The sequence below is a fragment of the Blautia sp. AM23-13AC genome, assembly GCF_003435675.1.
GTDB classification, from domain to species: Bacteria; Bacillota; Clostridia; order Lachnospirales; family Lachnospiraceae; genus Fusicatenibacter; species Fusicatenibacter saccharivorans.
Genome location: NZ_QTUL01000001.1, coordinates 300,727 through 325,194, shown reverse-complemented (window position 1 = coordinate 325,194; position 24,468 = coordinate 300,727). Strand labels below are relative to the sequence as shown.

Genomic DNA, 24,468 nt, shown 5'->3' with positions numbered 1-24,468 from the left:
AAAGAGACCGCCCTTTTTGAAGTGAAAAGGTGTAAAATGAAAATAGCAGTAACTGGAAAGGGCGGCGTAGGAAAAACAACCATCGCAGCCACCCTTGCAAGACTTTATGCAGAAGAAGGCCATCCGGTTCTGGCTGCAGATGTCGATCCGGATGCCAATCTGGGCCTTGCGCTTGGATTTCCGGAAGAAATCCTCGATTCGATCATTCCGATTACCAAAATGAGAAAACTGATCGAAGAGCGCACCGAGGCAAGTGCAGACAACCGGTTTTACAAGATAAATCCGAGAGTAAGTGATATCCCCGATAAATACAGCAAAGAGTACAATGGAGTCAAACTCCTGACGCTTGGCACCGTGGAGACGGCCGGAAGCGGCTGTGTCTGCCCGGAGCATGTGATGCTGCGGAGAATCATCAACAGCCTGGTCCTTCACAGAGGGGATGTTGTCATCCTCGACATGGAAGCAGGCCTTGAGCATCTGGGAAGAGGAACGACGGAGGGCATGGATATGTTCATCGTAGTCATCGAGCCGGGTGCAAGAAGTATTCAGACCTATAAGAATGTCAAACGTCTGGCCGAAGAGCTTGGCGTTCATCAGGTTCATGTCGTGGCAAACAAAGTACGCGACGAAAAAGATGAGGCATTCATACAGGACCGTATCCCCCCGGAGGATCTTCTGGGCATGGTCCACTACAACCCGGAAATTATGGAAGCGGACAGGGAAGGTTCGTCTCCATATGATTACAGCGCGGCTGCAGTAGAAGAGATACGGAAAATAAAAACAAAAATCGATAAGTCAAACATGCCTGGCATGGAAAAAGTGTGATAGGAGGAAAAACACATGACATTATTCGAGAGAGTATTTGGCGGAAATGATGCAGTATACGGTCTTACCGAAGCTGCCATTGATGCCGCAATCGCAGCAAACGGAGAGGAAAAAGCAGTCAGCTTCCCGGACACTGCTTACGCACTTCCGTGTTACTATGCTGTAACAGGAGTAAAGGTTACCAACTTAAAAGAGATGAAAGAGGCTCTTGGCGTGGTAAAATCTCTGATGACAAGAGAAAATCAGCTGAATGATGTATTTATGTCCGGTGTTGCAACTGCACTCTGCGCAGAGTTCATCGAGGCAATTAAATACATCGACGGTGCAAAACCATATGATGAGCCGTGCTACGGCCATTTAAGCGATGCCATCATCCGTGAGCTTGGTGTGCCGCTTGTAACAGGCGATATCCCGGGCGTAGCTGTTATCCTTGGAAGCGCTCCGACCGCACAGGAAGGCGTGGATCTGGTTAAGAGCTATCAGGCACAGGGTATTCTTGTAACACTGGTTGGCGGAATCATTGATCAGTGTCAGGAATTAGGATACAAGACCGGCGCAAACGTACGTGTCATCCCGCTTGGAAAAGACGTAACATCTGTAATCCACGTTGTATCCGTAGCAATCCGTGCAGCCCTGATCTTCGGTAACGTAACTGCAGGCGATGCAGGCGCACTGATGACCTACACCAAAGACCGTGTACCGGCATTCGTAAATGCTTTTGCTCCTCTGGATGATGTGATCGTTGCATGCGGCGCTGGTGCGATTGCACTTGGTTTCCCGGTTATCACAAACGATGACAAAGACGTTCCGGCTATTCCGAAGAGTCTCATTATCCAGAAGGACGTTTCCAAATTCAACGCAACTTCTCTGGAAGCCCGCGACATCAAGATTAAAATTACAAACATCGATATCCCGGTTGCATTCGCATCTGCATTTGAGGGCGAAATCATCCGCCGCGGTGATATGCAGGTTGAGTTTGACGGTTCCCGTGTAGACTGCTGCGAGCTGGTTCAGACAAAAGATGCTTCCGAAGTAGAAGATCACAAGATCGAGCTGATCGGACCGGACATCGACGAGTTCGAGGTAGGTTCCAAGCACAGCATTGCATACGTTGTTGAGGTTGCCGGAAAGAGCATGCAGCCGGATTTCGAGCCTGTATTTGAGCGTAAATTCCACAGCTACCTGAACTGCATCGAAGGTGTGATGCATACCGGACAGCGTGATATGATCCGTATCCGTGTCAGCAAAGAAGCTTTCAACGCAGGCTTCCGTGCAAAACACTTCGGAGAAGTTCTGTACGCACAGGTGAAGAACGAGTTCGAGGCTGTTGTTGACAAATGTCAGGTTAAGATCTACACCAATCCGGAAGACTGTACCAAGATCCGTCACGAAATTGCAATTCCGGTATTCGACAAACGTGATGAGCGTCTGTCTACCATGACAGATGAATCCGTACCGGTATACTACAGCTGTATCATGTGCCAGGCATTCTCCCCGAGCCATGTATGTGTTGTTACACCAGAGCGTCTCGGACTTTGCGGTGCTGTTTCATGGCTGGATGCAAAAGCTACCAACGAGCTGGATCCGAACGGACCTTGCCAGGTTATCACAAAAGAAAAAGTAATCGATGAGAGAATCGGTGAGTACGAGGATGTTAACGAGGCTGTTCGTAAACTTTCCCAGGGCGCTCTTGATGATGTATCTTTGTACTCCATCATGGAAAAACCAATGACATCCTGCGGATGCTTCGAGTGTATCTGTGGTATCGAGCCGTTCTCCAACGGTGTCTGCATCGCAAACCGTGAGTACGCAGGCATGACTCCTCTGGGAATGACCTTCTCCGAGCTGGCTTCCATGACAGGCGGCGGTGTTCAGACTCCTGGATTCATGGGACACGGCAAACACTTTATCGCTTCCAAGAAATTTATGAAAGCAGAAGGCGGCGTTGCCCGTATCGTATGGATGCCGAAAGAGCTGAAAGAGCAGGTTGCAGAGAAACTGAATGAAACAGCAAAAGAGCTGTACGGTATCGACAACTTTACCGATATGATCGGTGACGAGACCATCGCAGAAGATCCGGAGACACTGGTTGCATTCCTGACCGAGAAAGGTCATCCGGCACTTGGCATGGATCCAATGATGTAATTCGTATTTTACAGGCTTATCCTGTGAAAGAATAAGCAGACCGGCATGGCTTGGGAGGGGATTCCAAAGCGGAGGAGGAAGCCCTTTCCGGCACATGCCGGCAGCTGTAAAGTGATTTTCTGGAAAAAAACGGCTGACGAAGAGAAAACGGATACTTTTTGTCAGAAAATCTTGGAAAATATCCTGGTAAATCTTGCATTCTCCGGGAAAAAACGTTAAAATAATAACAGGTGTGTCCATGAAGCGGAATCATGGAGATATGCCTGTATGGAATTTATTTTTAAGGAGGCTTTTTTTATGCCGTTTAATCGCAAACCACAAAAGTTTAATGCAGCAATTAAATCCGTTGTAATCGGCAGCGGAGACAAAACCGTAACTCTTGGCGGAGAAAACGTATTACCATTCTATGCTTTCGACGGTGAAATCAAAAACGGACCGAAGGTCGGCGTTGAAATCACAGACCTTGGTATGGAAGGAGAACCGGAAAGCGTAAAAGCATACTATGAAGGTGCAGCTACCATGGGCGAGATTGCAAAAAAAGCAGCAGCTATGGAAGGTGCAGATTTCCTCTGCCTTCGTCTGGCAGGCGGAGACCCGAACGGTCTGAACAAATCGGTAGAAGAACTCATTGAGACAGTCAAAGAGGTTGCTGATGCCGTTGACGTGCCGCTTGTTGTAGAAGGATGTAAAAACGTTGAGAAGGATTCCGAACTGCTCACAAAAGTAGCAGAGGTCCTTCAGGGAAGAAACGTTCTTGTTATGTCCGCAAGAGAAGAAGATTACAAGGCAGTTGGTGCAGCCGCAGGTCTGGCATACAGCCAGAAAGTCGGCGCTGAGTCCGCTGTAGATATCAACCTTGCAAAACAGCTGAATGTTGTTATGACCCAGCTTGGTGTCAGCGCGGACAGCATTGTTATGAACGTAGGTTCTGCAGCAGTCGGATACGGATATGAGTACGTAGTATCTACACTGGACCGTATCAAAGCAGCAGCATTATCCCAGGACGATAAAATGCTGCAGATGCCAATTATTACTCCAATCGCTTCTGAGACATGGAATGTAAAAGAGGCAATGGCAACAGAAGAGGAATCTCCGGAATGGGGAAATCAGGAAGTACGAGGAATCTCTATGGAGATTCAGACAGCAGCCGCATCTCTGGCTTCTGGTTCTGATGCAGTTATCCTCAAACATCCACAGTCTGTTGCAACCATTTCCAAAATGATTCAGGAACTGATGTAATCAGTACGTAAGGAAGAGATTAGGAGGATAAAGAATTATGGCATTATCAGGTATTCAGATTTTTAAAATGACCCCAAAGAAAAACTGTAAAGAGTGCGGATGTCCGACCTGTATGGCATTCTCCATGAAGGTTGCACAGGGCGCTATGGATATTTCAGCGTGCCCATATATGTCTGACGACGCTATGGCACAGCTTTCCGAAGCTACCGCACCGCCAATGAAGACCATCAAAGTCGGAACCGGCGACAGTGAGTACACCCTTGGCGGAGAGACGGTTCTCTATCGTCATGAGAAAACATTTGTAAGCAAAACCCGTTATGCAGTATCTCTCTGCAGCTGCATGTCTGACGAAGAGATCGACGCAAAACTGGAAGAAGACAAAAAAGTTGATTACGACCGTATCGGTGAGCGTATGTGCGCAGAGATGCTGTATGTAAACTATGCCGGAAATGGCGTAGACAAATACGTATCTCTTGTAACGAAAGCAGCAGCAACCGGAAAAGTTCTGGTACTTGGCTGTGAGGACGCAGAAGCTGCAAAAGCTGCTCTGGAAGTATGCAAAGCAGGCAAACCGATCCTGAATGGTGCAAATGCATCCAATTATGAAGAGATGAGCAAACTTGCCACAGAGGCAGGCGTTGTTCTCGGCGTAAGTGGCGCAAACATTGATGAGCTTCACGACACCGTAGAAGCAATCGAGAAACTCGGCAACAAGAACCTTGTTCTTGATACCACAGAAGCGACCATCAAAGAGACCTTTGCTACTACCGTACAGGTAAGACGTGCATCCTTAAAGGATACAGACCGTACCTTTGGTTATCCGTCTATTGTAAATCTGGCAAAAATTGCACAGGGCGACAGATATATGCAGCAGGCACTGCTTTCCCTGTTCACCATGAAATACGGTTCCATTATTGTTCTTGAGGAAATGGGATACGCAGAGGCACTTCCGGTATTCGGACTTCGCCAGAACGTATTTACCGATCCGCAGAAACCGATGAAAGTAGAGCCGGGCATCTACCCGCTGAACGGCGCAGATGAAAATTCGATCTGCCTGACCACAGTAGACTTTGCTCTGACCTATTTCCTGGTATCCGGAGAGCTCGAGAGATCCGGAGTTCCGGTAAACCTTGTAATCAACGACGCCGGCGGACTTTCTGTACTGACATCCTGGGCAGCAGGTAAATTCTCCGGTAACTCTATCTCCAAATTCTTCAAAGAGAATGTAGAAGATAAAGTAAAATCCAGAAAAGTTATCATTCCTGGTAAAGTAGCCGTATTAAAGGGCGACATTGAGTCCAAACTTCCTGGATGGGAAGTAATCGTTGCTCCGCTTGAGGCAGTTCAGCTTGTGAAATTCATGAAAGATCTGCAGGCAAACGGAGAACTGTAATACATAAAAATTCCGGGAGGAACTCCAGACAAGCGGAGTTCCTTCCGTGAAAAAAATAATTATGGGGGATTCCCAAAAGAAAAGGAGAAGAGATATGGCAAAATTTGTAACCATCGGCGAAAGACTTTCCGTTACAGCTCCTACTGTAAACAAAGCATTCGCAGCAAGAGATGAAGAGCCAATTTTAAAGAGAGCAAAACAGCAGCTGGATGCTGGTGCCGTTTACCTTGATGTAAACATCGGACCGGCTGAGAATGATGGAGAAGACATCATGAAATGGGCTGTTGAGCTGCTGCAGAGCAATTTTGACAATGTTCCGCTGGCTCTGGATACATCCAACAAAAAAGCAATTGAGGCTGGTATCTCTGTATACAACCGTTCCAAAGGAAAACCGATCGTAAACTCTGCAGATGCTGCAGGAAGAATCGAGTACGTTGACCTTGCGGCTGCAAACGATGCAATCGTTATTGCACTTTGCAACGGCGAAGGAATTGCAAAAGACAACGACGAGCGTATGATGTACTGCCAGACCCTTCTGGAAAGAGGTATGGAGCATGGTATGGAGCCGACCGATCTGTGGTTTGACCCGCTGTTTCTGGTTGTAAAAGGAATGCAGGACAAACAGATGGAAGTTCTTGAGTGCATCAAGATGTTCAGTGATATGGGACTGAATTCTACCGGCGGACTTTCCAACAACTCCAACGGTATGCCGAAAAACATCCGTCCGATCATGGATTCCGCACTTGTAGCTATGGCTATGATGCAGGGTCTGACCAGCGCCATCGTTAACCCGAATGACCTGAGACTGATGGAGACCATTAAATCCTGTGACGTATTCAAAGGCAACACTCTGTACGCAGATTCTTATCTGGAGCTTTAATCTTTAAATCTCGCAGGTTTTCCCCTGATGGTGCCGTAGCGTTTGCGAAAACCTGAGGCACCATCAGGGGTTTTTCTATCTAAAAGCGGAAAAATAAAAAAACAGCGGAGAATATATACGACTGGGGGATTTACAGATTATGGCAAAAGTAACCTTTCGATTTGAAGAGGGAGAACCGGTAGTCACCTACGCAACCGAGGGTGAGCGCCTTCTTGAAGTAGCGCAGAAGAGCAATGTGCCGATCGATGCACCGTGTTCCGGAAACGCATCGTGCGGTAAATGCCGCGTTCGTCTTGTGAGCGGTGAGCTGGATTCCAAAATAACCCGCCATATTTCTGAGGAAGAATATCAGAATGGCTGGAGACTGGCGTGCGTCAGCACCGTCAAAGGCGATGTTGAAGTGGAAGTGCCGGACATTGCATCCGCTTACCGGAGCCGCATGAAAGTGGCAGACCTTAGTTCACCGAGTGAAATTGCAATTTTTGAAGATACGAAAAAGAAAATTACAGACGCCGGTCTGGAGCTGAAAAACAGCATGCAGGTGATTACAATCTCAATGGAAGAGCCTACTCTGGATGATACGATGCCGGATAACGAGAGAGTAACCTGGGCTGTACAGGCAGCGACGGGGCTTGACCGGGTACGGATTCCGTACTCTGTACTGAAAAAAATGCCGGATGTCCTTCGGGAATCCCATTTTCAGGCACAGTGTGTCGTCCGGGTTACGCCAAATGACGTCTTTTTATACGATATGCTTCCAATGGAAGCAAAAGCAGTTGTCGGCGGTCTCGTTGTCGACATTGGAACAACGACAGTTTCTGCACTGATCGTGGATATGCTGAGCGGAGAAATCCTGGCAAAAGCCTCTTCCGGAAACGGACAGATCCGGTATGGTGCGGATGTTATCAACCGTATCATTGAATCCCAGAAACCGGGAGGCCATGAAAGACTGCAGAATGCAATCATCAAAGAAACCTTAAACCCGATGATCTCCAACATGTGCCGTGCAGCGAAAATCAGCAGTCAGCAGATTTACCGTGCGGCGATTGCCGGAAACACTACCATGGAGCATCTGATGATGGGCATCAATGCAGATCCGCTTCGGATGGAGCCGTATATTCCGGCCTTCTTTAAGACAAACTCACTGTTTGCATCGGATGTCAATCTTGCGATTCATCCGGACGCCCATATCATTCTGGCACCGAACATCGGAAGCTATGTGGGCGGAGATATTACTGCCGGCGCGTTGGTCAGCATGATCTGGAACCGGCCGGAGATGAGTCTTTTTATTGACCTTGGTACCAATGGCGAGCTTGCATTTGGAAACTCTGACTTTATGGTAAGCTGTGCCTGCTCGGCCGGACCGGCCTTTGAGGGCGGCGATATCAGCTGTGGCATGCGTGCGACCGACGGTGCGATTGAAAAATGTACGATTGATCCGGAGACGATGGAACCTTCGTACCATGTTATCGGAGATGAGGGTACGAAACCGATCGGCCTTTGCGGTTCCGGTATCATCGATGTGATTGCGGCGCTGTTCCGCGCGAAGATGGTCAATCCGAAGGGTAAATTTATCCGTGAGGGAAAACGGATCCGCCACGACAAATATGGCATGGGAAGCTATGTCATTGCGTTCGAGGAGGAGGCTGGAAGTGTCCGCGATGTTGAGATTACCGAGGTCGATATCGACAACTTTATCCGCGCCAAGGGCGCGATTTTCTCAGCGATCCGTACGATGCTGAACTATCTGGATATGGATGTTTCCATGATCGAGGAGGTTTACGTAGCGGGCGGTATCGGAAGCGGCATCAACATGAAAAATGCCGTTACCATCGGTATGTTCCCGGATATTCCGCTGGAAAAATTCCATTACATTGGTAACTCTTCCCTGACCGGTGCGTATTCAATGCTTTTATCGACAGCAGCAGAGAAGAAAACGTATGAGGTTGCCCGGAACATGACATATCTGGAACTCTCTACGGTACCAACCTATATGGATGAATTTGTAGCGGCGTGCTTCCTGCCGCACACAGACACGACGATGTTCCCGTCTGTGGAAGCATAAAACGGAAGCAGAACTTTCTGTTACGATTCAAGGTGAAACACATGTGGTTTTGCTTTGAATTGTGGCGAACCTTTTTGAGAGGAATTGGATTTACATGGCAGTAGACTTAAATTACGAAAAAGACAGCAAAGAGCGTATTCCGTATGAGCATTATCTGGAAGTGTATCAGAATGCAGATCCAAGAGAGATTTCCAGCCGGTGCGACGTTCCGTATGATGCGGAAAAACAGGAGTTTACCGTTTCCCTGATGGGTGTTTCCTACCGGATTTCGTGGCCGGAGTACAACGTATTTCATATTGGAGATGATGGAAGCGTTTCGCCGATAATTGGCTGGTATCCACTCGAGAAAAAACCGAATGCAAAAATTTTGGTATTGCGTTATCTGACAGAGGGCGGAGCTGCTCCGTCTACCGGAAAATTTTTGACGTACCGGGAGATTCCGTGGGGAGAAGTTTATTTTAAACAGTTCCAGGGAAGATGCCTGTTCCGTCTTGCGTTTGGCTTTGGCGGAAAGCTGGATGCATTCCGTGAGATCATGGAACGTGTCGGCGCTCAGGCGATTTCATCCGGTGATGTCGGATATGAGCTGGAGTTTATGAAAGGGCTTTTTGTACGACTGATTTTATGGGCAGGAGATGATGAGTTTCCGCCGTCCGCGCAGATCCTCTTTTCGGACAATTTCCCGGCTGCATTTACGCAGGGAGAGGATATGGCGGTTGTGGGAGATGTCACAATTGATATGCTGAAGGCTCTGGCTGCAAAATAGTTATGGTTTGAGGCCATCAGGATGGCTTCTGGATCGAAAAAAATAAGCGGAGGAAAATAACATGGGATTTTCAACAGTACCTTGCAATGAGTTTGTAGACGTGCTCGGTTCCAAAGCACCGGTTCCGGGCGGCGGCGGAGCTTCTGCACTGGTTGGCGCTGTCGGCACAGCGCTTGGCAACATGGTTGGTGCGCTGACAGTAGGTAAAAAGAAATATGCGGATGTCGAAGAGGAAATGAAAGAGCTGATGGCGAAAGCAACCACGCTTCAGGACGAACTGCTTCACCTGATCGAGCGCGATGCAGAAGTGTTCGAACCGCTCTCCAAAGCATACGGCATGCCGCGCGAGACAGAGGAGGAGAAGGCAGAAAAAGCAAGAGTCATGGAGATTGTGCTGAAGGATGCCTGCTCTGTTCCAATGGAAATTATGGAAAAATGCTGCGAAGCAATCGACCTGATCGTAGAATTTGCAGCAAAAGGTTCTGCACTTGCGATCAGTGACGCAGGTGTTGGCGCAGCATTCTGCAAAGCAGCCTTAGAGGGTGCTTCCCTGAATGTATATATCAACACGAAATCTATGAAAAACCGGGAATATGCAGAAGAACTAAATCGAAAATGTGATGAAATGCTTGCGGTCTATACCGTAAAAGCAGACGAGATTTTCCGGAACGTACTGGGAAGACTGAAAGCCTGAAAACAAACGGCCAGAGAAACTTCCCGGCAGCAAGCGGGTTGCAAAAGGAGTTCTCTTTGACCGAAAAGAAAAGCGGAGGATAAAAAAATGGCAAAACAGTTATTAGGAAAAGAAGTAACAGCAGCATTAAATGAGAAGATCAAAGCAAATGTAGCAGAGCTGGAAGCAAAAGGAGTAAAACCGACTCTCGGAATCATCCGTGTCGGAGAGAGAGAGGATGACCTTTCCTACGAAAGAGGAGCAACCAAACGCTGTGAGACCTTAGGCGTTGCATACGAGAAATTCCTTCTCCCGGCAGACGTTACCCAGGAAGAGCTGATGGCTACCATCGATAAAGTAAACAAAGACGATTCCATCCACGGCGTTCTGATTTTCCGTCCGCTTCCGAAACATCTCGATGAGGCAGCAGTCATCAAAGCACTCTCCCCGGAGAAGGACGTAGACGGTATCACAGACGGTTCCATGGTAGGCGTATTCGCCGGAACAAAACAGGGCTTCCCGCCATGTACTCCGCAGGCCTGCATGGAGATCCTCGACCACTACGGCATCGACTGCACCGGTAAAAAAGCCGTTGTCGTAGGCCGCAGCCTCGTTGTAGGAAAACCGGCAGCCATGATGCTGTTAAAGAAAAACGCAACCGTAACCATCTGCCATACCAGAACGAAAGACATGCCGTCTGTAGTTAAAGAGGCAGATATCGTGATCGTAGCAGCAGGCCGTGCAGGTGTTGTAGATGATACTTACCTGTGTGCAGGCCAGACCGTTATTGATGTCGGAATCAACGTAAACGAAGAAGGAAAACTCTGCGGAGACGTTGCATACGCAAAAGCTGAGCCGATCGTTGAGGCAATCACACCGGTTCCAGGCGGCGTAGGATCCGTTACCACATCTGTTCTGGTCGGCCATGTGGTAGAGGCTGCCATGAGAAAAAACAGCTGATCATAGGCTGAAGATAAGAAAGTGACAGAAAAAAGGCACTGTGCGTCCGAAAAAAGGGCGGCGGTGCCTTTTTTGCGTGCGCGGCAGTGCAGTTTTGGTGATAGGAGAGGGGGCCGGCTCATAGAATATAACAGTACATAGCAACAAAGATCAAAAGGGGGACAATAGCGCATGGATGCATATTCAGTATACCGCGATATTCAGAAACGAACGAAGGGCCAGTTCCTGATCGGAGTGGTGGGGCCTGTACGGACGGGAAAGTCCACCCTGATCCGCCGTTTCCTGGAGGTGCTGGCACTGCCGTATCTTTCGGAAAAGGAACAGGCGGAGGTACGGGATGCCCTGCCTTTAAGCGGGGAGGGAAAGACGATCACAACGGTGGAGCCGAAATTTGTGCCGAAAGACGCCGTGGAGCTGCAGCTTGGGGAGGGCGATCCGATCCGGCTGCGACTGATCGACTGCGTCGGCTTTCTGGTGCCGGACGCGGCGGGAAATCTGGAAAATGAGAAGGAGCGGATGGTGAAAACACCGTGGTCCGAGCAGGCGATTCCGTTCCGGGAGGCGGCGGAGATCGGTACGAAGAAGGTGATCGCAGAACATTCCACGATCGGTCTTATGGTGACGTGCGACGGATCGTTCGGCGAGCTGCCGCGGGAGAATTTTCTGCAGGCGGAGGAACGGACCGTTGCGGAGCTCAAAAAGCAGGGAAAGCCCTTCCTGATTCTTGTGAATGCGAAAAAACCGTACCGGGAGGAGACACAGCGGCAGGTAAAGGAGCTTGAAACAAAATTCGGCGTGGCAGCGATGGCGGTGAACTGCGACCAGCTCCGCAAAGAAGATATTCTGCATATGCTCGAAAAGGTGCTGTATGAGTTCCCGCTTCAGCAGATGGAATTTTATATTCCAAAATGGGTGGAGCTTCTTGCCGATGACCATCCGCTGAAGGCAGAGCTGCTGCAGAAGATCCGTGAGATGTGCAGGGAAAAGACGCGCCTGAAGGATGCAGTGGGCGGAAAAACAGCGATTGCCAGTCAGTATGTCAGCCAGACACTGCTGCAGTCGATGGATCTTGCGAGCGGTACGGTGAAGGTGCGGATTGAGGTGAAAGAGCAGTATTATTATGAAATGCTGAGTGTACTTGCCGGCGTGGAGATCAAAGGCGAGTATGATCTGGTGCAGACGATCCGCGAGCTGTCGGCACAGCGGGAAGAGTACCGCAAGGTAGAGGACGCGATTCATGCGGTGCGCGGATGCGGCTACGGCGTCGTGATTCCGGGGAGGGAGGAGATTCAGCTGGAGGAGCCAGCCGTGATCCATCAGGGAAACAAATACGGCGTGAAAATTAAATCGGTGAGCCCGTCGATTCATATGATCAAGGCCAACATCGAGACGGAGATTGCGCCGATCGTCGGAAGTGAGCAGCAGGCGGAGGATCTGATCGCCTATATCAAAGAGAGCGCAAAGAGCCCGGAGGGAATCTGGAATACCAACATTTTCGGCAAATCCGTCGAGCAGCTCGTTGACGACGGCATCCGCAGCAAAATCGCCCAGATCACCGAGGATGGCCAGGCAAAACTCCAGGATTCCATGCAGAAAATTGTCAACGACAGCCGGGGCGGAATGGTGTGTATTATCATTTAATACAAAAGCTGTTCGAATATTTTTGAGTAATTGTGCAATAATACTTGAAAAGCGAACCAAAATAGCGTATAATCCGAATTGTGAAAAGAAAAGAAGAAAAATGTAACTTCCTGGAATGTTCGATGATCTCATTATTTTGAACCTACATTTACTTTAAACGGGAGGCTTATTATTGTCATGTGGATGTCAGGCCACCCTGGAAACAGACGTCAGTGGAAGGCAGAAATGATGACTGCGGCTACCCACCTAGCTTGCGTTGCTAGGAGTCAAAGTATGGGAAACGGCATTCCGGGGTTACAAAAGAGAAAAAAGAGAATCATGAAAATGGTTCTCTTTTATACGTTACATACAACCAAAAGGAGAAGGAACATGAAAAAACAGGGTTTTGGAACAACAAAAGACGGAAAAGAAGCATTGCTCTACACGCTCTCCAATAAAAACGGAATGGAAATCAGCGTAACCGATTACGGCGCACATCTGGTATCGGTTCTCGTTCCGGATAAGGATGGAAAGAAGAGAGACGTTGTCCTTGGATTTGACTCCGTAACCGGCTATGAGACCGACGGAAGCCATTTTGGAGCCACCATCGGAAGAAACGGAAACCGTATCGCGGGAGCAGCATTTGAACTGCACGGAAAAACATACCAGCTGGCAAAAAATGAGAACAACAACAACCTGCACAGCGGCCCGGACGGATACGATTACCGCCTCTGGAACGTAGAAGAGGCGGATGACAGCGCCGTTACTTTCGTTCTGATGAGCCCGGACGGAGACCAGGGATTCCCGGGAAACTTTGAAGTGTCCGTTACGTATACCCTGACCGATGAGAACGCCGTAGAAATCCACTATGAGGGAAGCTGCGATCAGGATACCGTTGTCAACATGACAAACCACAGCTACTTCAACCTGGCAGGCCACGATGCCGGATCTATTGAGAACCAGACACTTGTCTTAAAAGCGGAGCAGTTCAGCCCGGTGATCGATTCTGCATCCATCCCGACCGGCGAGCATGCACCGGTACAGGGAACCCCGATGGATTTCACCAGAGAGAAAGCAATCGGAGCAGAGATCGAAGCAGATTTCGAACAGCTCAAACTGACCGGCGGCTACGACCACAACTTTATCCTGGACAAGGCTGTCGAGGGAAGCATTGAGCTGATGGCAGTCGCATCCTGCAAAGAGAGCGGCATCACCATGGAAGCCTTCACGGATCTGCCATGCGTTCAGTTCTACGCCGGAAACTTCATTGCTCCGGTTACCGGAAAGAATGGGGTATTCTATGACAAACGCAACGGCTTCTGCCTGGAATCTCAGTATGTGCCGAATGCCGTCAACCAGGAGGGCGAGGAGAAACCGATCCTCGAGGCAGGCGATACTTACGACACCACAACCGTATACAAATTCATTTTCTAAGATTCTATTTTATAGCAATCCCCGAAAATAATGCAAAAAATTCAGCACCGCAGAGTGTGAATTACTGCGTCACAGATTTTCGTCGTACCTCGGTACGCCTTCAAATCTGTTCCTTGCAATTCGCGCTCTGTAGCACTGCCTTTTTTGCATTATTTTCGGGTCTTGCTATAGAAACAGCATAAAAAAGCTCCCTTCCTGCAGCGTCCTGTGAAAACAGGAGCGCAGGCGGGGAGCCTTTTTATGGGAAAATATGCAGAAAACGAATTCTGAAAAAACAGAAAAAGAAAAGACCCTGTTTTCGAATCCAACAGAATCTTACCAGTTATGTCATATTCTTTTCAGAGGTGGGTAACCGCTTCGCCATCTGAATCAACCTGCAAGCGGAATAGCAGACACCTTTAAGCGGAGGATGGCGCCTGACTAAGAACAGGCGAAACCAGAATCTGAAACGGTTTACCCGGCCGTTTAATGCAATGCATAAATCTCGCTCGAAGGTTTCTAAAAATCTAATCGAAAATTTTCAGACATTCCATATCCCATAATAGTCTTTGAATGGAAGCTTTCATCGGAAGCATCAACCCTATGCATACAGAGCAGGTTTCCTGACTTACAGATCATCGTTCCACATTCCTTCTCATATGTTGCGGACATACAATGGATTTGTTATGCTTCACTCCCTGATTACAGTGACCGGATCGCCCAGGAATCTCACCTGAATTCCCTCTCTCACCAAAAGACGGATCTTCTTTTGATGCACTCTGGATGTTGATATGAAATTTATACACAACCGTACTATATACCATAGGGCGGTATTTGTCAAGGAAAAATCGCAAAAAGAAAAGGAATCAGACAAAAAGCCGTGTGCATAGAATGAGATATGAAGAGAAAAAATGATAAATTGGAACTGATACTGTTAGGAGTGGGGATTCTCCTGCTGCTGTTATTGTTTGTTGTGAAGCGCCGTCTGGATGCGCCGGAAGAGACAGCGACAGCAGAAAGCAGGACGGAGACGATGGAAGGCAAAAAGCAGGAGGAGACGATACAGAACATGGAACAGGAAAACGCGGCTTTTCTGAACAGTAAAAAGGAAGAACAAAAAGAAACAACGGCAGCCGGACCGGTGCAGATCCGTGTCCTTCTGACAGACTGCGGAAAGCTGGGATACGCACAGAAACAGGTGTCCCTGCGTGGAAACGCAAGCCTTTCCATGAACGACGGCGCATACATAGCTTCCCCGCAGGAGACGATCTGTGTGACGGAACAGGAATGCGGGGAAGTTGTGCATGTGGTGCCGGCCGATGAGACGGCGGGAACGGCGGTTTCCCTTACGGGAAAGCCGGAGGACGAGACGGTTTATCCGGGAAGTTTTATCATCTATAAAAGCGAAGAGGGACTTCTCGTTGTAAATGAACTTGATCTGGAAATGTATCTTCGGTATGTCGTGCCGAGTGAGATGCCGTCCTCCTATGAAAAGGAGGCATTAAAAGCACAGGCGGTCTGTGCGAGAACGTATGCGTGTGCCAGGATTCGTGAAAAAACGTGGGAGAACTACCACGCGGATGTAGACGACAGCGTGGAAAGCCAGGTCTACCACAATATGGAAGCGCAGCCGGAGACAGACGCTGCGGTGGCGGAGACAGAAGGAAAAATCATTACCTGCGGCGGGGAACCAATTCAGGCGTATTTTTTCTCAACCTCCTGCGGGAAGACGAGTACGGATGAAGTGTGGAATACGGCGGAGACGGCAGAATATCTGAAGAGCGTGACGGTAGGCGGGGAGAAGCAGGAACCGGAGACGGAGGAGGCGTTTGCATCGTTTATCACCAAAAGGGACAGCACAAGTCTGGAAGTGGAGGACGGCTGGTACCGCTGGCAGGTGACGATTCCGGCGGATGTGCTGTCAGAACGGGCAGCGGATCAGAAAATCGGGGAGATCACGGGGATTGAGGTGCGGCGGCGGTCAGAGGGAGGTGCGGCAGAAACCGTCCGTATCGAGGGAGAAAAAGGATCCATGGAAATCGAGGGAGAGTATCAGATCCGAAAGTTCCTCTCGGCGAAAGGCTGGCCGATTCAGAAAAATGACGGAACTGTAAGCTGTGAGATGGAGCTGCTTCCGAGTGCCTGCTTTATCGTGGTTCCGGAAAAAGAAGGGGAAACGGCTGTCTCCTTTACATTTTACGGCGGCGGCTACGGCCACGGCGTCGGCATGTCACAGAACGGTGCGAAACATCTGGCAGAGCAGGGAAAATCGTATGAGGAGATTCTCCGCTATTTTTACCAGAACATCGAAATCGGCGACTGCCGTTCCCTTTTTTAAAAAAATCACCGAAAACAGATTTTTTGTGCTATAATGGGCGAAAGTGAAAAACAGTTAGAAAATGACGAGGAGAGAAACATGGCGACAATCAAGGACATAGCGGCACGCGCCGGCGTTACGGCGACGACGGTTTCCCGCGTGATCAACAACCGCGGATACATCAGTGAAGAGACAAGAAAAAAAGTAACGCAGGCGATGCAGGAGATGAATTACCAGCCGAATGAGCTGGCGCGTTCCCTGGCAAAAGCGCATTCCAATACGATCGGGGTTATCGTTCCGCACATCTCGCACCCGTTTTTCAGTAAAATGATCAGTGCACTCGAGAGCGCGGCGGCAAAGCGGGGCTACAAGATTCTGCTCTGCAACTCGAAAGATCAGCCGGAGAAAGAAACCGAATATCTCGATATGTTCATCTCCAACCGTGTAACCGGCGTTGTGATGGCAAGCCGCGATGTGCAGATTGAAAAGTTTCATGATCTGAAAATTCCGATCGTCAATTTCGAGCGAGAGGAAAATACGGAGGCCATTACAATCCAGTGTGACAACGAGCAGGGAGGAGCGCTTGCAGCATCGCATCTTGCGGACTGCGGCTGCTGCCATCTGCTTCATTTCGGCGGAATCGTCGGAAGAGATATGCCGGCGGACCGGCGTGCGGATGGATTCCTGCGCGTCTGCCGGGAGCGGGGGATTGAAGGGGAAGTTCTTTTGAGTGACCGCTTAAGCTACGGCTCCATGCACTATGAATCCTATATTGAAAAGGGCCTTCTGGAGCACCCGGAGACGGACGGCATTTTTGCAAGCAGTGACCTGATTGCCGCACAGGTACTCCAGCGCCTTTACGCCATGGGAAAACGGGTGCCGGAGGATATTAAAGTTGTCGGGTTTGATGACACTGTGATCGCCGGGATTACCACGCCTTCCATCACGACGATCCATCAGCCGATTGAGGAAATGTCGGAGCTTTCCATTGCGTATATCGACCGGAGAAGAAAGGGAGAGATGGTGCCGAATGTGACGACCATGCCGGTGAGCCTTGTGGTGCGCGATTCGGCGTGAAACAAAAACGAAAAGAAAACTCTGCGGAAAAAAGAAACCGCGGAGTTTTTTTCTGCCCTGCGGTAAACGATAGACAGAAAAATAGCAAAAAAGACAAAGAAGAAGCCGGAAATTTGTTGAAAAATATGGTATGTAAACGGTTGACATATAATTCACACAACGGTATACTGCAAGAGAAGAAACGTAACACAGAATTACCGTTACCGGAATGATGTGACAAAATAAAGAATAAGATAAAGGAGAATAAACAACATGACAGTGGAATATCAGAGAAGACTCGAAAAACACTACGACGAGCTGAAATGGCTCTACTGTGAGCTGTATCCAAACGGCCAGGGACGCTTTGAGGAACTCTGTGCAGCCATGGAGCAGTGGTACAAAGAGCGGAATAAAAAATGGAAAGCGCTGGATCGGAAAAGAGAAAAACAGAAAGACTGGTACAAGAGCCAGAAAATGCTCGGTATGATGCTGTACATCGACGCATTCGCAGATAACATCAGCGGCCTTGAGAAAAAACTGGATTATTTAAAAGAGTGCAACGTCAACTACCTGCATCTGATGCCGTTCCTTGCAACGCCGAAGGGAAAAAGCGACGGCGGCTATGCGGTTGCCGATTACCGCACGGTACAGCCGTCCCTTGGAACGATGGAAGATCTGGCTGCCCTCTCTGAAAAATGCCATGACCAGGGCATGAGCCTTTGTATGGATTTCGTTATGAACCACACTTCCGAGGATCATGAATGGGCAAAACGTGCACTTGCCGGTGAAAAAGAGTACCAGGACCGTTACTTTTTCTTCGACAACTACGATATTCCGTCCGAATATGAAAAGACCTGTCCGCAGGTATTCCCGACAACGGCACCGGGCAACTTTACCTGGAGAGAGGACTGCCATAAATTTGTCATGACGACGTTCTATCCATACCAGTGGGATCTGAACTATGCGAACCCGGTTGTCTTTAACGAGATGGTAAACAATATGCTCTATCTCGTCAACCAGGGAATCGATATCGTCCGCATTGATGCCGTTCCATACATCTGGAAACAGCTCGGCACCACCTGCCGTAACCTGCCGCAGGTACATACCATTGTCCGCATGATGCGTATGATCACCGAGATCGTCTGCCCGGGCGTTCTGCTGCTCGGCGAGGTTGTCATGGAGCCGGAAAAGGTTGTTCCGTACTTCGGAACACTCGAGAAACCGGAATGCCATATGCTGTACAACGTAACGACGATGGCATCCACCTGGCACACGGTTGCAACGGCGGATACCCGCCTGCTGAAACATCAGATGGATATTGTGACGAGACTGCCGAAGGACTATGTCTTCCTGAACTATCTGAGATGCCACGATGATATCGGCTGGGGCCTCGATTACGAATGGCTGAAACAGTTCGGCATCGCCGAGGCACCGCATAAGAAATATCTGAATGACTATTTCCGCGGTTATGTGGAGGGAAGCGACGCAAGAGGAGAGCTCTATAACGACGATCCGGTGCTGCAGGATGCGCGTCTCTGCGGAACAACCGCTTCCCTGTGTGGACTTGAGGCGGCAGGCTTTGAGCAGAATGAGGCGAAGACCGAACAGGCGATCCAGAGAATTGAGATGCTGAACGCATACCTTTTCATCCAGTCTGGTATTCCGGTTATCTACAGCGGCGATGAGATCGGCCAGGTCAACGATTATTCCTACAAAGAGAGTGAAGATTCTGACCGCGCAGCCGACAGCCGTTATCTGCACCGCGGCCACTTCCGCTGGGATCTGGAGCCCCAGAAGGAGAAAAAAGGAACGGTTCAGAATCAGATTTTTGCTTCGATGAAAAAGATGGAGGAGCTGAAATTCAAATACCGTCCGTTTGAGGGTGAGGCGGATGTCTGGACCGAGGAAACGTATGATACGGCGCTTCTCTGTGTCTGCAGAAAATCCGGCAATGAGATGGTAACGGGTCTCTTTAACTTCAGCAATGAAGACCGCACGGCCTGGATCAATATGGGTGAGTTCACCTGGAAGGATCTGTTTACCGGCGAGAAACGTGTTCTGCGCGGCGTTCCGGTTCCGGCACGCGGTTACGCATGGTATTACCGGAAATGGAATTAAATCCCTTGCGAAGGAAAGAAAAGTATGATATGCTTTGTAGGCTATCCTGAAGTACGATATATGTGCAAGAATGGGATAGATTCACGAAAACAAAGAAAAGGCGGTTTTGCCAGATGATAAAAACAATCCGCGGTTTTATGAAGCGCCTGAATGAGGACCATGTCGGTGCTTATGCAGCGCAGAGTGCGTATTTCATTCTTCTTTCCTTTATTCCGTTTGTTCTTCTGGTTGTTACGCTTGTAAAATATACGCCGCTGACGCGCGACGATGTTTACAGCGTTCTGATCAATATGCTGCCCACGGAGTTTCAGAGCTACGTGGGCGGTATTGTAAATGAGATCTTTTATCAGTCCGTTGCTTATATGCCGATTACGATCATCACAACGCTGTGGTCGGCGGGAAAGGGCATTGCGGCGCTGACAAATGGGCTGAACAGCATTTATCACGTAACAGAGACACGTAATTACATCATCAACCGGCTGCGGGGCATGGCATATACCTTGATATTTGTCGTTGCATTCCTCACCAGTCTGGTGCTTCTGGTCTTCGGAACCCGCATTCAGAATAAGCTGACGGAACATCTGCCGATGGTGGCGCGTGTGACATCCTCTATCATGGGAATGCGTACCCTGATCACGACAGGCGTGCTGGCTCTTCTGTTTCTTGTACTGTATAAATGTATTCCAAACCGGAAGGCGAGCTTTAAGAGCCAGTGCCCGGGCGCACTGATCTCATCCCTTGCCTGGTCTATTTTTTCCCTTGCATTTTCCATGTACCTCGACATCGCGCTTGCGGCGTCCAATATGTACGGCAGTCTGACGATGATCGTGTTTATCATGATCTGGATGTATTTCTGCATGTGGATCCTTCTGATCGGCGCGGAGATCAACGCGTATTTTGAGGATAAACTGCGGAAACTGCAGAACGCGGCGATCGAGCATTTTATGGAAAATAAAGAGACGAATAAAGAAGCGGGAAAATAATGGCTTGACATCCGGGGGTCAAGACGGTACAATAAATATTGTTTATGAAAGTTTTATAAATAATCTAACAGGAAAAATGCTGTGAAGATGTTCAGAGAAATATTTTTTCCGCCAGAGAGAGGGAGTCATCGGCTGCAAGCTCCTTCAGGTTCAGGAATATTTCAAATTTCGCATTGGAGCAGATGTCCGGAACGTATAGCAGGATACTGGAAATGCAAGTAGGGACAGACGTTTGGTGTACGTTACAGCACCGGTTATGAGTGTCTGCAGGAAGTATCTGCAGAAATCAGGGTGGTACCGCGAAATTTCAGATCTCGTCCCTTTGTGGGGCGGGGTCTTTTTTTGTGAGCAACGAGCCAGACAGCCATGCTTGCATGGATATTTGGCGACTGCCACGAAAATCAGATGCTCCGCTGTTTGCAGCGGGGTATCTGACTGTTTTTCACATTTACCATCAAACAAGCAAGAAAAAGAAAGTAGGAGAGTCAAATGCAGGAAAAAAGTGTATTAACCGGCCATCTGTCTGAATTAAAACAGAAGATTGAAAATGGACTGGAAGAGCTGAAAAGCTCCAAAGAACTGTATGAATTTAAGAGCGAGTATCTGGAAGGAAAGAAAAGTAAGATCAGCGGGCTGATGAAAGAAATGAAAAACATTGCCCCGGAAGAGCGCGCAAACTACGGTAAATCCGTCAATGAGTTAAAAGAGTGGGCGCTTGGCCGCTTCCAGAAAGTGGAAGAGGAGATGAAAGAGCGCGAGCTGCAGAAGAAATATGAGTCCGAGAAAATCGACCTGACCCTTCCGGCAGAAGAGACAGCGATCGGAAACCTTCATCCGGTTACCCTGATCCGCAAACAGCTCATCGACATCTTTGCAGGCATGGGCTTTGAGGTATACGAGGGAAGAGAAATCGAGACCGATTACTACAACTTTACTGCACTGAATACACCACAGGATCACCCGGCAAGAGATATGCAGGATACTTTCTATCTCTCCCCGGAATTCCTGCTTCGTACCCAGACATCGGCAGGCCAGATTCATGTCATGGAAAACAAAAAGCCGCCGATCAAGATCCTTTCCCCGGGACGTGTTTTTCGGTCTGATGACGACGCAACCCATTCTCCGATGTTCCATCAGATGGAGGGACTCGTTGTCGACAAAAACATCACCCTCTGCGACCTGAAAGGAATGCTCGACGTACTCGTACAGAAGATCTACGGCGAGGGAACCACAACCCGTCTTCGTCCGTCTTACTTCCCGTTCACGGAGCCGTCCGTTGAGGTAGACTGCAGCTGCTTCGCCTGCGGCGGAAAAGGATGCAGCCTCTGCAAGGGAACCGGCTGGATCGAGGTCCTTGGAGCAGGTATCGTAAACAAACGTGTGCTGGAGAACTGCGGCATTGATTCAGAAGAGTACAGCGGCTTCGCTTTTGGTATCGGCCTGGAGCGTATCGCCATGCTGAAATACGGAATCAACAACATCAAACTGTTATTCGGTTCCGATCTGCGGGTTTTAAATCAGATTAACGAGAAATAAAGACGAAACAGTTTGAATTTGGAGGTTTAATATGTTAGTACCGTTAAGTTGGCTGAAAGAATATGTAGATATCGATGTTACCCCGGAAGAACTGGAGAAAAAACTGTTCGACGGCGGTTTTGAAGTAGAAGAGCGTTATCAAGTGGGAAAAGACATCAGCAATGTTGTTGTCGGTCTGGTGGAGGGCTGCGAGCCGATTCCGGAGACCCATCTTCATGTGTGCCAGGTAAATGCAGGAGAACACGGCGCCATGCAGATCTGCTGCGGCGCAGACAACGTGCACACCGGCGGAAAATTCCCGGTTGCCCTTCCTGGCGCTTCTGTTTATGCAACAGCAAAGGATCATAAGACCATCGAGGGTGTTATGACCATCAAAAAAGGAAAATTAAGAGGATATGAGTCCTGCGGAATGCTCTGCTCCGGCGTGGAGCTCGGCCTTACCGAGGATTTGTACCCGGGCGCAGGCTACAACGGACTGCTTGTTCTGCCGGAAGATGCCGAGCTTGGCGCAGATGTCAAAGAGCTGACAGGTCTTGACGACTGGATCTTTGATATCTCCCTGACTGCAAACAGACCAGACTGCCAGAGTATCCTCGGTATCGCAAGAGAAGTATCGGCGATGCTGGAAAAACCTTTAAAAATGCCGGCAACCGATTACACCGAGACGGATGTGGAAAAAGAAGGCTTCTCTGTCCGCGTGGAAGCTCCGGAACTCTGCCCGCGTTACAGCGCTCATTACGTATATGACGTAAAAATCGGAGAGTCCCCGGCATGGATGAAACGCCGTCTGGCACTCGTCGGCATGTCCGCGATCTCCAACGTGGTTGATATCACAAACTACGTCTTAAAAGAGATCGGCCAGCCGATGCATGCTTTTGACTGCTCTTATCTGGAAGGCAATGAAATCTGTGTCAGAAGAGCAAAAGAAAATGAAAAGATTGTGACCCTCGATGAGCAGGAATACACAATGAATGAGAACAACCTCGTGATCTGCGACGGCGTAAAACCGGTTGCACTTGCCGGTGTCATGGGAGGATTAAACTCCGAGATCCGCGACACGACAGAGGCCGTTATGTTTGAGTCCGCAAAATTCGCACGCGACAACGTCAGAAAGACAGCCCGTGCACTTGGAAAAGCAACGGATGCCAGCGCAAGATATGAGAAAGGCGTAGATGAGTATTCTGCCGTTCTTGGTATGAAACGTGCGCTGCACCTGATGGAAGAGCTCGGCTGCGGTAAAGTTTCCCGTACCCATTTCGATGTGAACACCGGAAACTCCATCGATCCGACTCCGATGACCGTCAGTGTCAGCAAAGTAAACGGCGTACTCGGTATCGAAGTTCCGGAAGCAGAGATTCTCCGCATTATGAAAAATCTGAACTTTGCACCGGAAATCAACGGCGATGAGCTGACCATTCAGGTACCGGCTTACCGTGAGGATATGCTGCCGGAGGGCGAAAACGATGTAGAGCGTTACCCGGATGTGGCAGAGGAAGTCATCCGTATGTACGGCTACGACCACGTAACAGATACCTTCCTTTCCGCTGCACAGGTAACGATGGGCGGCTACAATGAAGAGCAGAAAGGCGAGCTGGCACTGAAGAATACCTTATGCACCATGGGTATCTACGAGTGCATGCATTACTCCTTCTTCTCTCCTGCAGATCTGGATCTTTTGAAACTGCCTGCAGACGCAAAAGAGAGAAATGCCATCGAGATCATCAACCCGATCAACCAGGATCTGTCCCTGATGCGTACCACACTGGCAGCTTCCATGCTGAATGCCATTTCCAGAAATGAGAAACAGGGTACTCTTGAGGGAAGACTGTTCGAGGTAGCAAGCATCTATATTCCGGAGTCCCTGCCACTGACATCCTACCCGGATGAGAGAAAAGTTCTCTGTGTCGGAACCTTCGGAAACAACGAGAGCTTCTTCACTATGAAGGGCATCGCCAACACCATCGCCGAGAGCATGGACATTGAGTTCACCTACGAGCCGGTTCAGAAATCCTTCCTGCATCCGTATCAGGCAGTGAAAGTACTCTGCGAGGGTACAGAAATCGGATACTTCGGAAAAGCAGCATATGATATCCAGAACGAGCTGAGCATGCGTGCTTCCGCTTACATCATGGAGCTTGACTTAAAAGAGCTCTCCAGATGGTACGGCAAAAAACGCACCTTCCAGCCGATCTCCAAATTCCAGGAGGAGAAACGTGACCTGGCATTTGTCATGGACAAAAACATCAGCTGCGGCGATGTAGAGAACTGTATCCGCGAGGCAAACAAATACGTAAAAGAGATCCGTCTGTTCGATGTTTACGAGGGCGGCCAGATTCCGGAAGGCAAGAAGAGCATGGCGTTCACCGTCACCTTTGCACCGAAGGAAGAAGCATTTGACTTCGAAAAAGTACAGAAATTTGTCGAGAAGATCTGCAAGAAACTGCAGAATGAGTTCAACATCGAACTGAGAGGCTGATTT

17 protein-coding genes, 1 other RNA gene, 1 riboswitch and 1 other annotated feature are annotated in these 24,468 nt (G+C 49.0%); all 18 genes read left to right on the top strand.

Going from position 1 to position 24,468, the window contains the following annotated elements; translation table 11 throughout:
• The first annotated feature begins 36 nt into the window (after positions 1-36).
• The 18 genes from DW642_RS01460 to pheT all read left to right on the top strand — a co-directional run bounded on the left by DW642_RS01460 (position 37) and on the right by pheT (position 24,465).
• Positions 37-825, top strand: a complete 789-nt coding sequence (locus DW642_RS01460) for an ATP-binding protein (protein ID WP_117509047.1) — start codon at positions 37-39, stop codon at positions 823-825.
• Between the two features lie 15 nt (positions 826-840).
• Positions 841-2,970 (top strand): acetyl-CoA decarbonylase/synthase complex subunit alpha/beta, encoded by a 2,130-nt coding sequence (gene acsB / locus DW642_RS01455; RefSeq protein WP_117509046.1) that lies wholly within the window; start codon positions 841-843, stop codon positions 2,968-2,970.
• A 297-nt stretch (positions 2,971-3,267) separates the two neighbouring features.
• A complete protein-coding gene (gene acsD / locus DW642_RS01450; protein WP_117509163.1) occupies positions 3,268-4,209 on the top strand; it encodes an acetyl-CoA decarbonylase/synthase complex subunit delta in 942 nt (313 codons plus the stop codon).
• 37 nt (positions 4,210-4,246) lie between these two features.
• On the top strand, positions 4,247-5,602 hold the full coding sequence (gene acsC, locus DW642_RS01445) for an acetyl-CoA decarbonylase/synthase complex subunit gamma (RefSeq protein ID WP_117509045.1): 1,356 nt from the start codon (positions 4,247-4,249) through the stop codon (positions 5,600-5,602).
• 94 nt (positions 5,603-5,696) lie between these two features.
• Entirely contained in the window at positions 5,697-6,482 is a 786-nt protein-coding gene (acsE, locus tag DW642_RS01440; RefSeq protein WP_022462424.1) for a carbon monoxide dehydrogenase/acetyl-CoA synthase methytransferase subunit, read from the top strand.
• A 139-nt stretch (positions 6,483-6,621) separates the two neighbouring features.
• Entirely contained in the window at positions 6,622-8,547 is a 1,926-nt protein-coding gene (gene acsV / locus DW642_RS01435) for a corrinoid activation/regeneration protein AcsV (protein WP_117509044.1), read from the top strand.
• Positions 8,548-8,641: 94 nt separating this feature from the next.
• Positions 8,642-9,313, top strand: a complete 672-nt coding sequence (locus DW642_RS01430; protein WP_117509043.1) for a DUF3786 domain-containing protein — start codon at positions 8,642-8,644, stop codon at positions 9,311-9,313.
• Positions 9,314-9,374: 61 nt separating this feature from the next.
• Positions 9,375-10,007 carry a cyclodeaminase/cyclohydrolase family protein gene (locus tag DW642_RS01425; RefSeq protein ID WP_117509042.1) on the top strand — a complete coding sequence of 211 codons (633 nt, stop codon included), beginning with the start codon at positions 9,375-9,377 and terminating at the stop codon, positions 10,005-10,007.
• A gap of 87 nt (positions 10,008-10,094) precedes the next feature.
• On the top strand, positions 10,095-10,946 hold the full coding sequence (locus DW642_RS01420; protein WP_117509041.1) for a bifunctional 5,10-methylenetetrahydrofolate dehydrogenase/5,10-methenyltetrahydrofolate cyclohydrolase: 852 nt from the start codon (positions 10,095-10,097) through the stop codon (positions 10,944-10,946).
• A 171-nt stretch (positions 10,947-11,117) separates the two neighbouring features.
• Positions 11,118-12,587 (top strand): stage IV sporulation protein A, encoded by a 1,470-nt coding sequence (gene spoIVA / locus DW642_RS01415; RefSeq protein ID WP_022461834.1) that lies wholly within the window; start codon positions 11,118-11,120, stop codon positions 12,585-12,587.
• A 104-nt stretch (positions 12,588-12,691) separates the two neighbouring features.
• Positions 12,692-12,886, top strand: a non-coding RNA gene (gene ssrS, locus DW642_RS01410) — 6S RNA.
• Between the two features lie 70 nt (positions 12,887-12,956).
• The gene (locus DW642_RS01405; protein WP_117509040.1) at positions 12,957-14,000 is read left to right on the top strand and encodes an aldose epimerase family protein; all 1,044 of its coding nucleotides are present in this window, start codon (positions 12,957-12,959) and stop codon (positions 13,998-14,000) included.
• Between the two features lie 575 nt (positions 14,001-14,575).
• A riboswitch (cobalamin riboswitch) is annotated at positions 14,576-14,776 on the bottom strand.
• Positions 14,777-14,898: 122 nt separating this feature from the next.
• Positions 14,899-16,317: a SpoIID/LytB domain-containing protein gene (locus DW642_RS01400; protein WP_158554952.1), complete on the top strand. Its 1,419-nt coding sequence runs from the start codon at positions 14,899-14,901 to the stop codon at positions 16,315-16,317.
• 78 nt (positions 16,318-16,395) lie between these two features.
• Positions 16,396-17,373 carry a LacI family DNA-binding transcriptional regulator gene (locus tag DW642_RS01395; protein WP_022461831.1) on the top strand — a complete coding sequence of 326 codons (978 nt, stop codon included), beginning with the start codon at positions 16,396-16,398 and terminating at the stop codon, positions 17,371-17,373.
• Positions 17,374-17,625: 252 nt separating this feature from the next.
• Positions 17,626-19,470: an alpha-amylase family protein gene (locus tag DW642_RS01390; protein ID WP_117509038.1), complete on the top strand. Its 1,845-nt coding sequence runs from the start codon at positions 17,626-17,628 to the stop codon at positions 19,468-19,470.
• Positions 19,471-19,583: 113 nt separating this feature from the next.
• Entirely contained in the window at positions 19,584-20,453 is an 870-nt protein-coding gene (locus tag DW642_RS01385; protein WP_055226442.1) for a YihY/virulence factor BrkB family protein, read from the top strand.
• A 72-nt stretch (positions 20,454-20,525) separates the two neighbouring features.
• Positions 20,526-20,778: a binding site (T-box leader), on the top strand.
• A gap of 164 nt (positions 20,779-20,942) precedes the next feature.
• The gene (gene pheS / locus DW642_RS01380) at positions 20,943-21,989 is read left to right on the top strand and encodes a phenylalanine--tRNA ligase subunit alpha (protein WP_022461828.1); all 1,047 of its coding nucleotides are present in this window, start codon (positions 20,943-20,945) and stop codon (positions 21,987-21,989) included.
• Positions 21,990-22,020: 31 nt separating this feature from the next.
• Positions 22,021-24,465, top strand: coding sequence for a phenylalanine--tRNA ligase subunit beta (gene pheT / locus DW642_RS01375; protein ID WP_117509037.1), 2,445 nt, complete (start codon positions 22,021-22,023; stop codon positions 24,463-24,465).
• Positions 24,466-24,468: the final 3 nt, after the last annotated feature.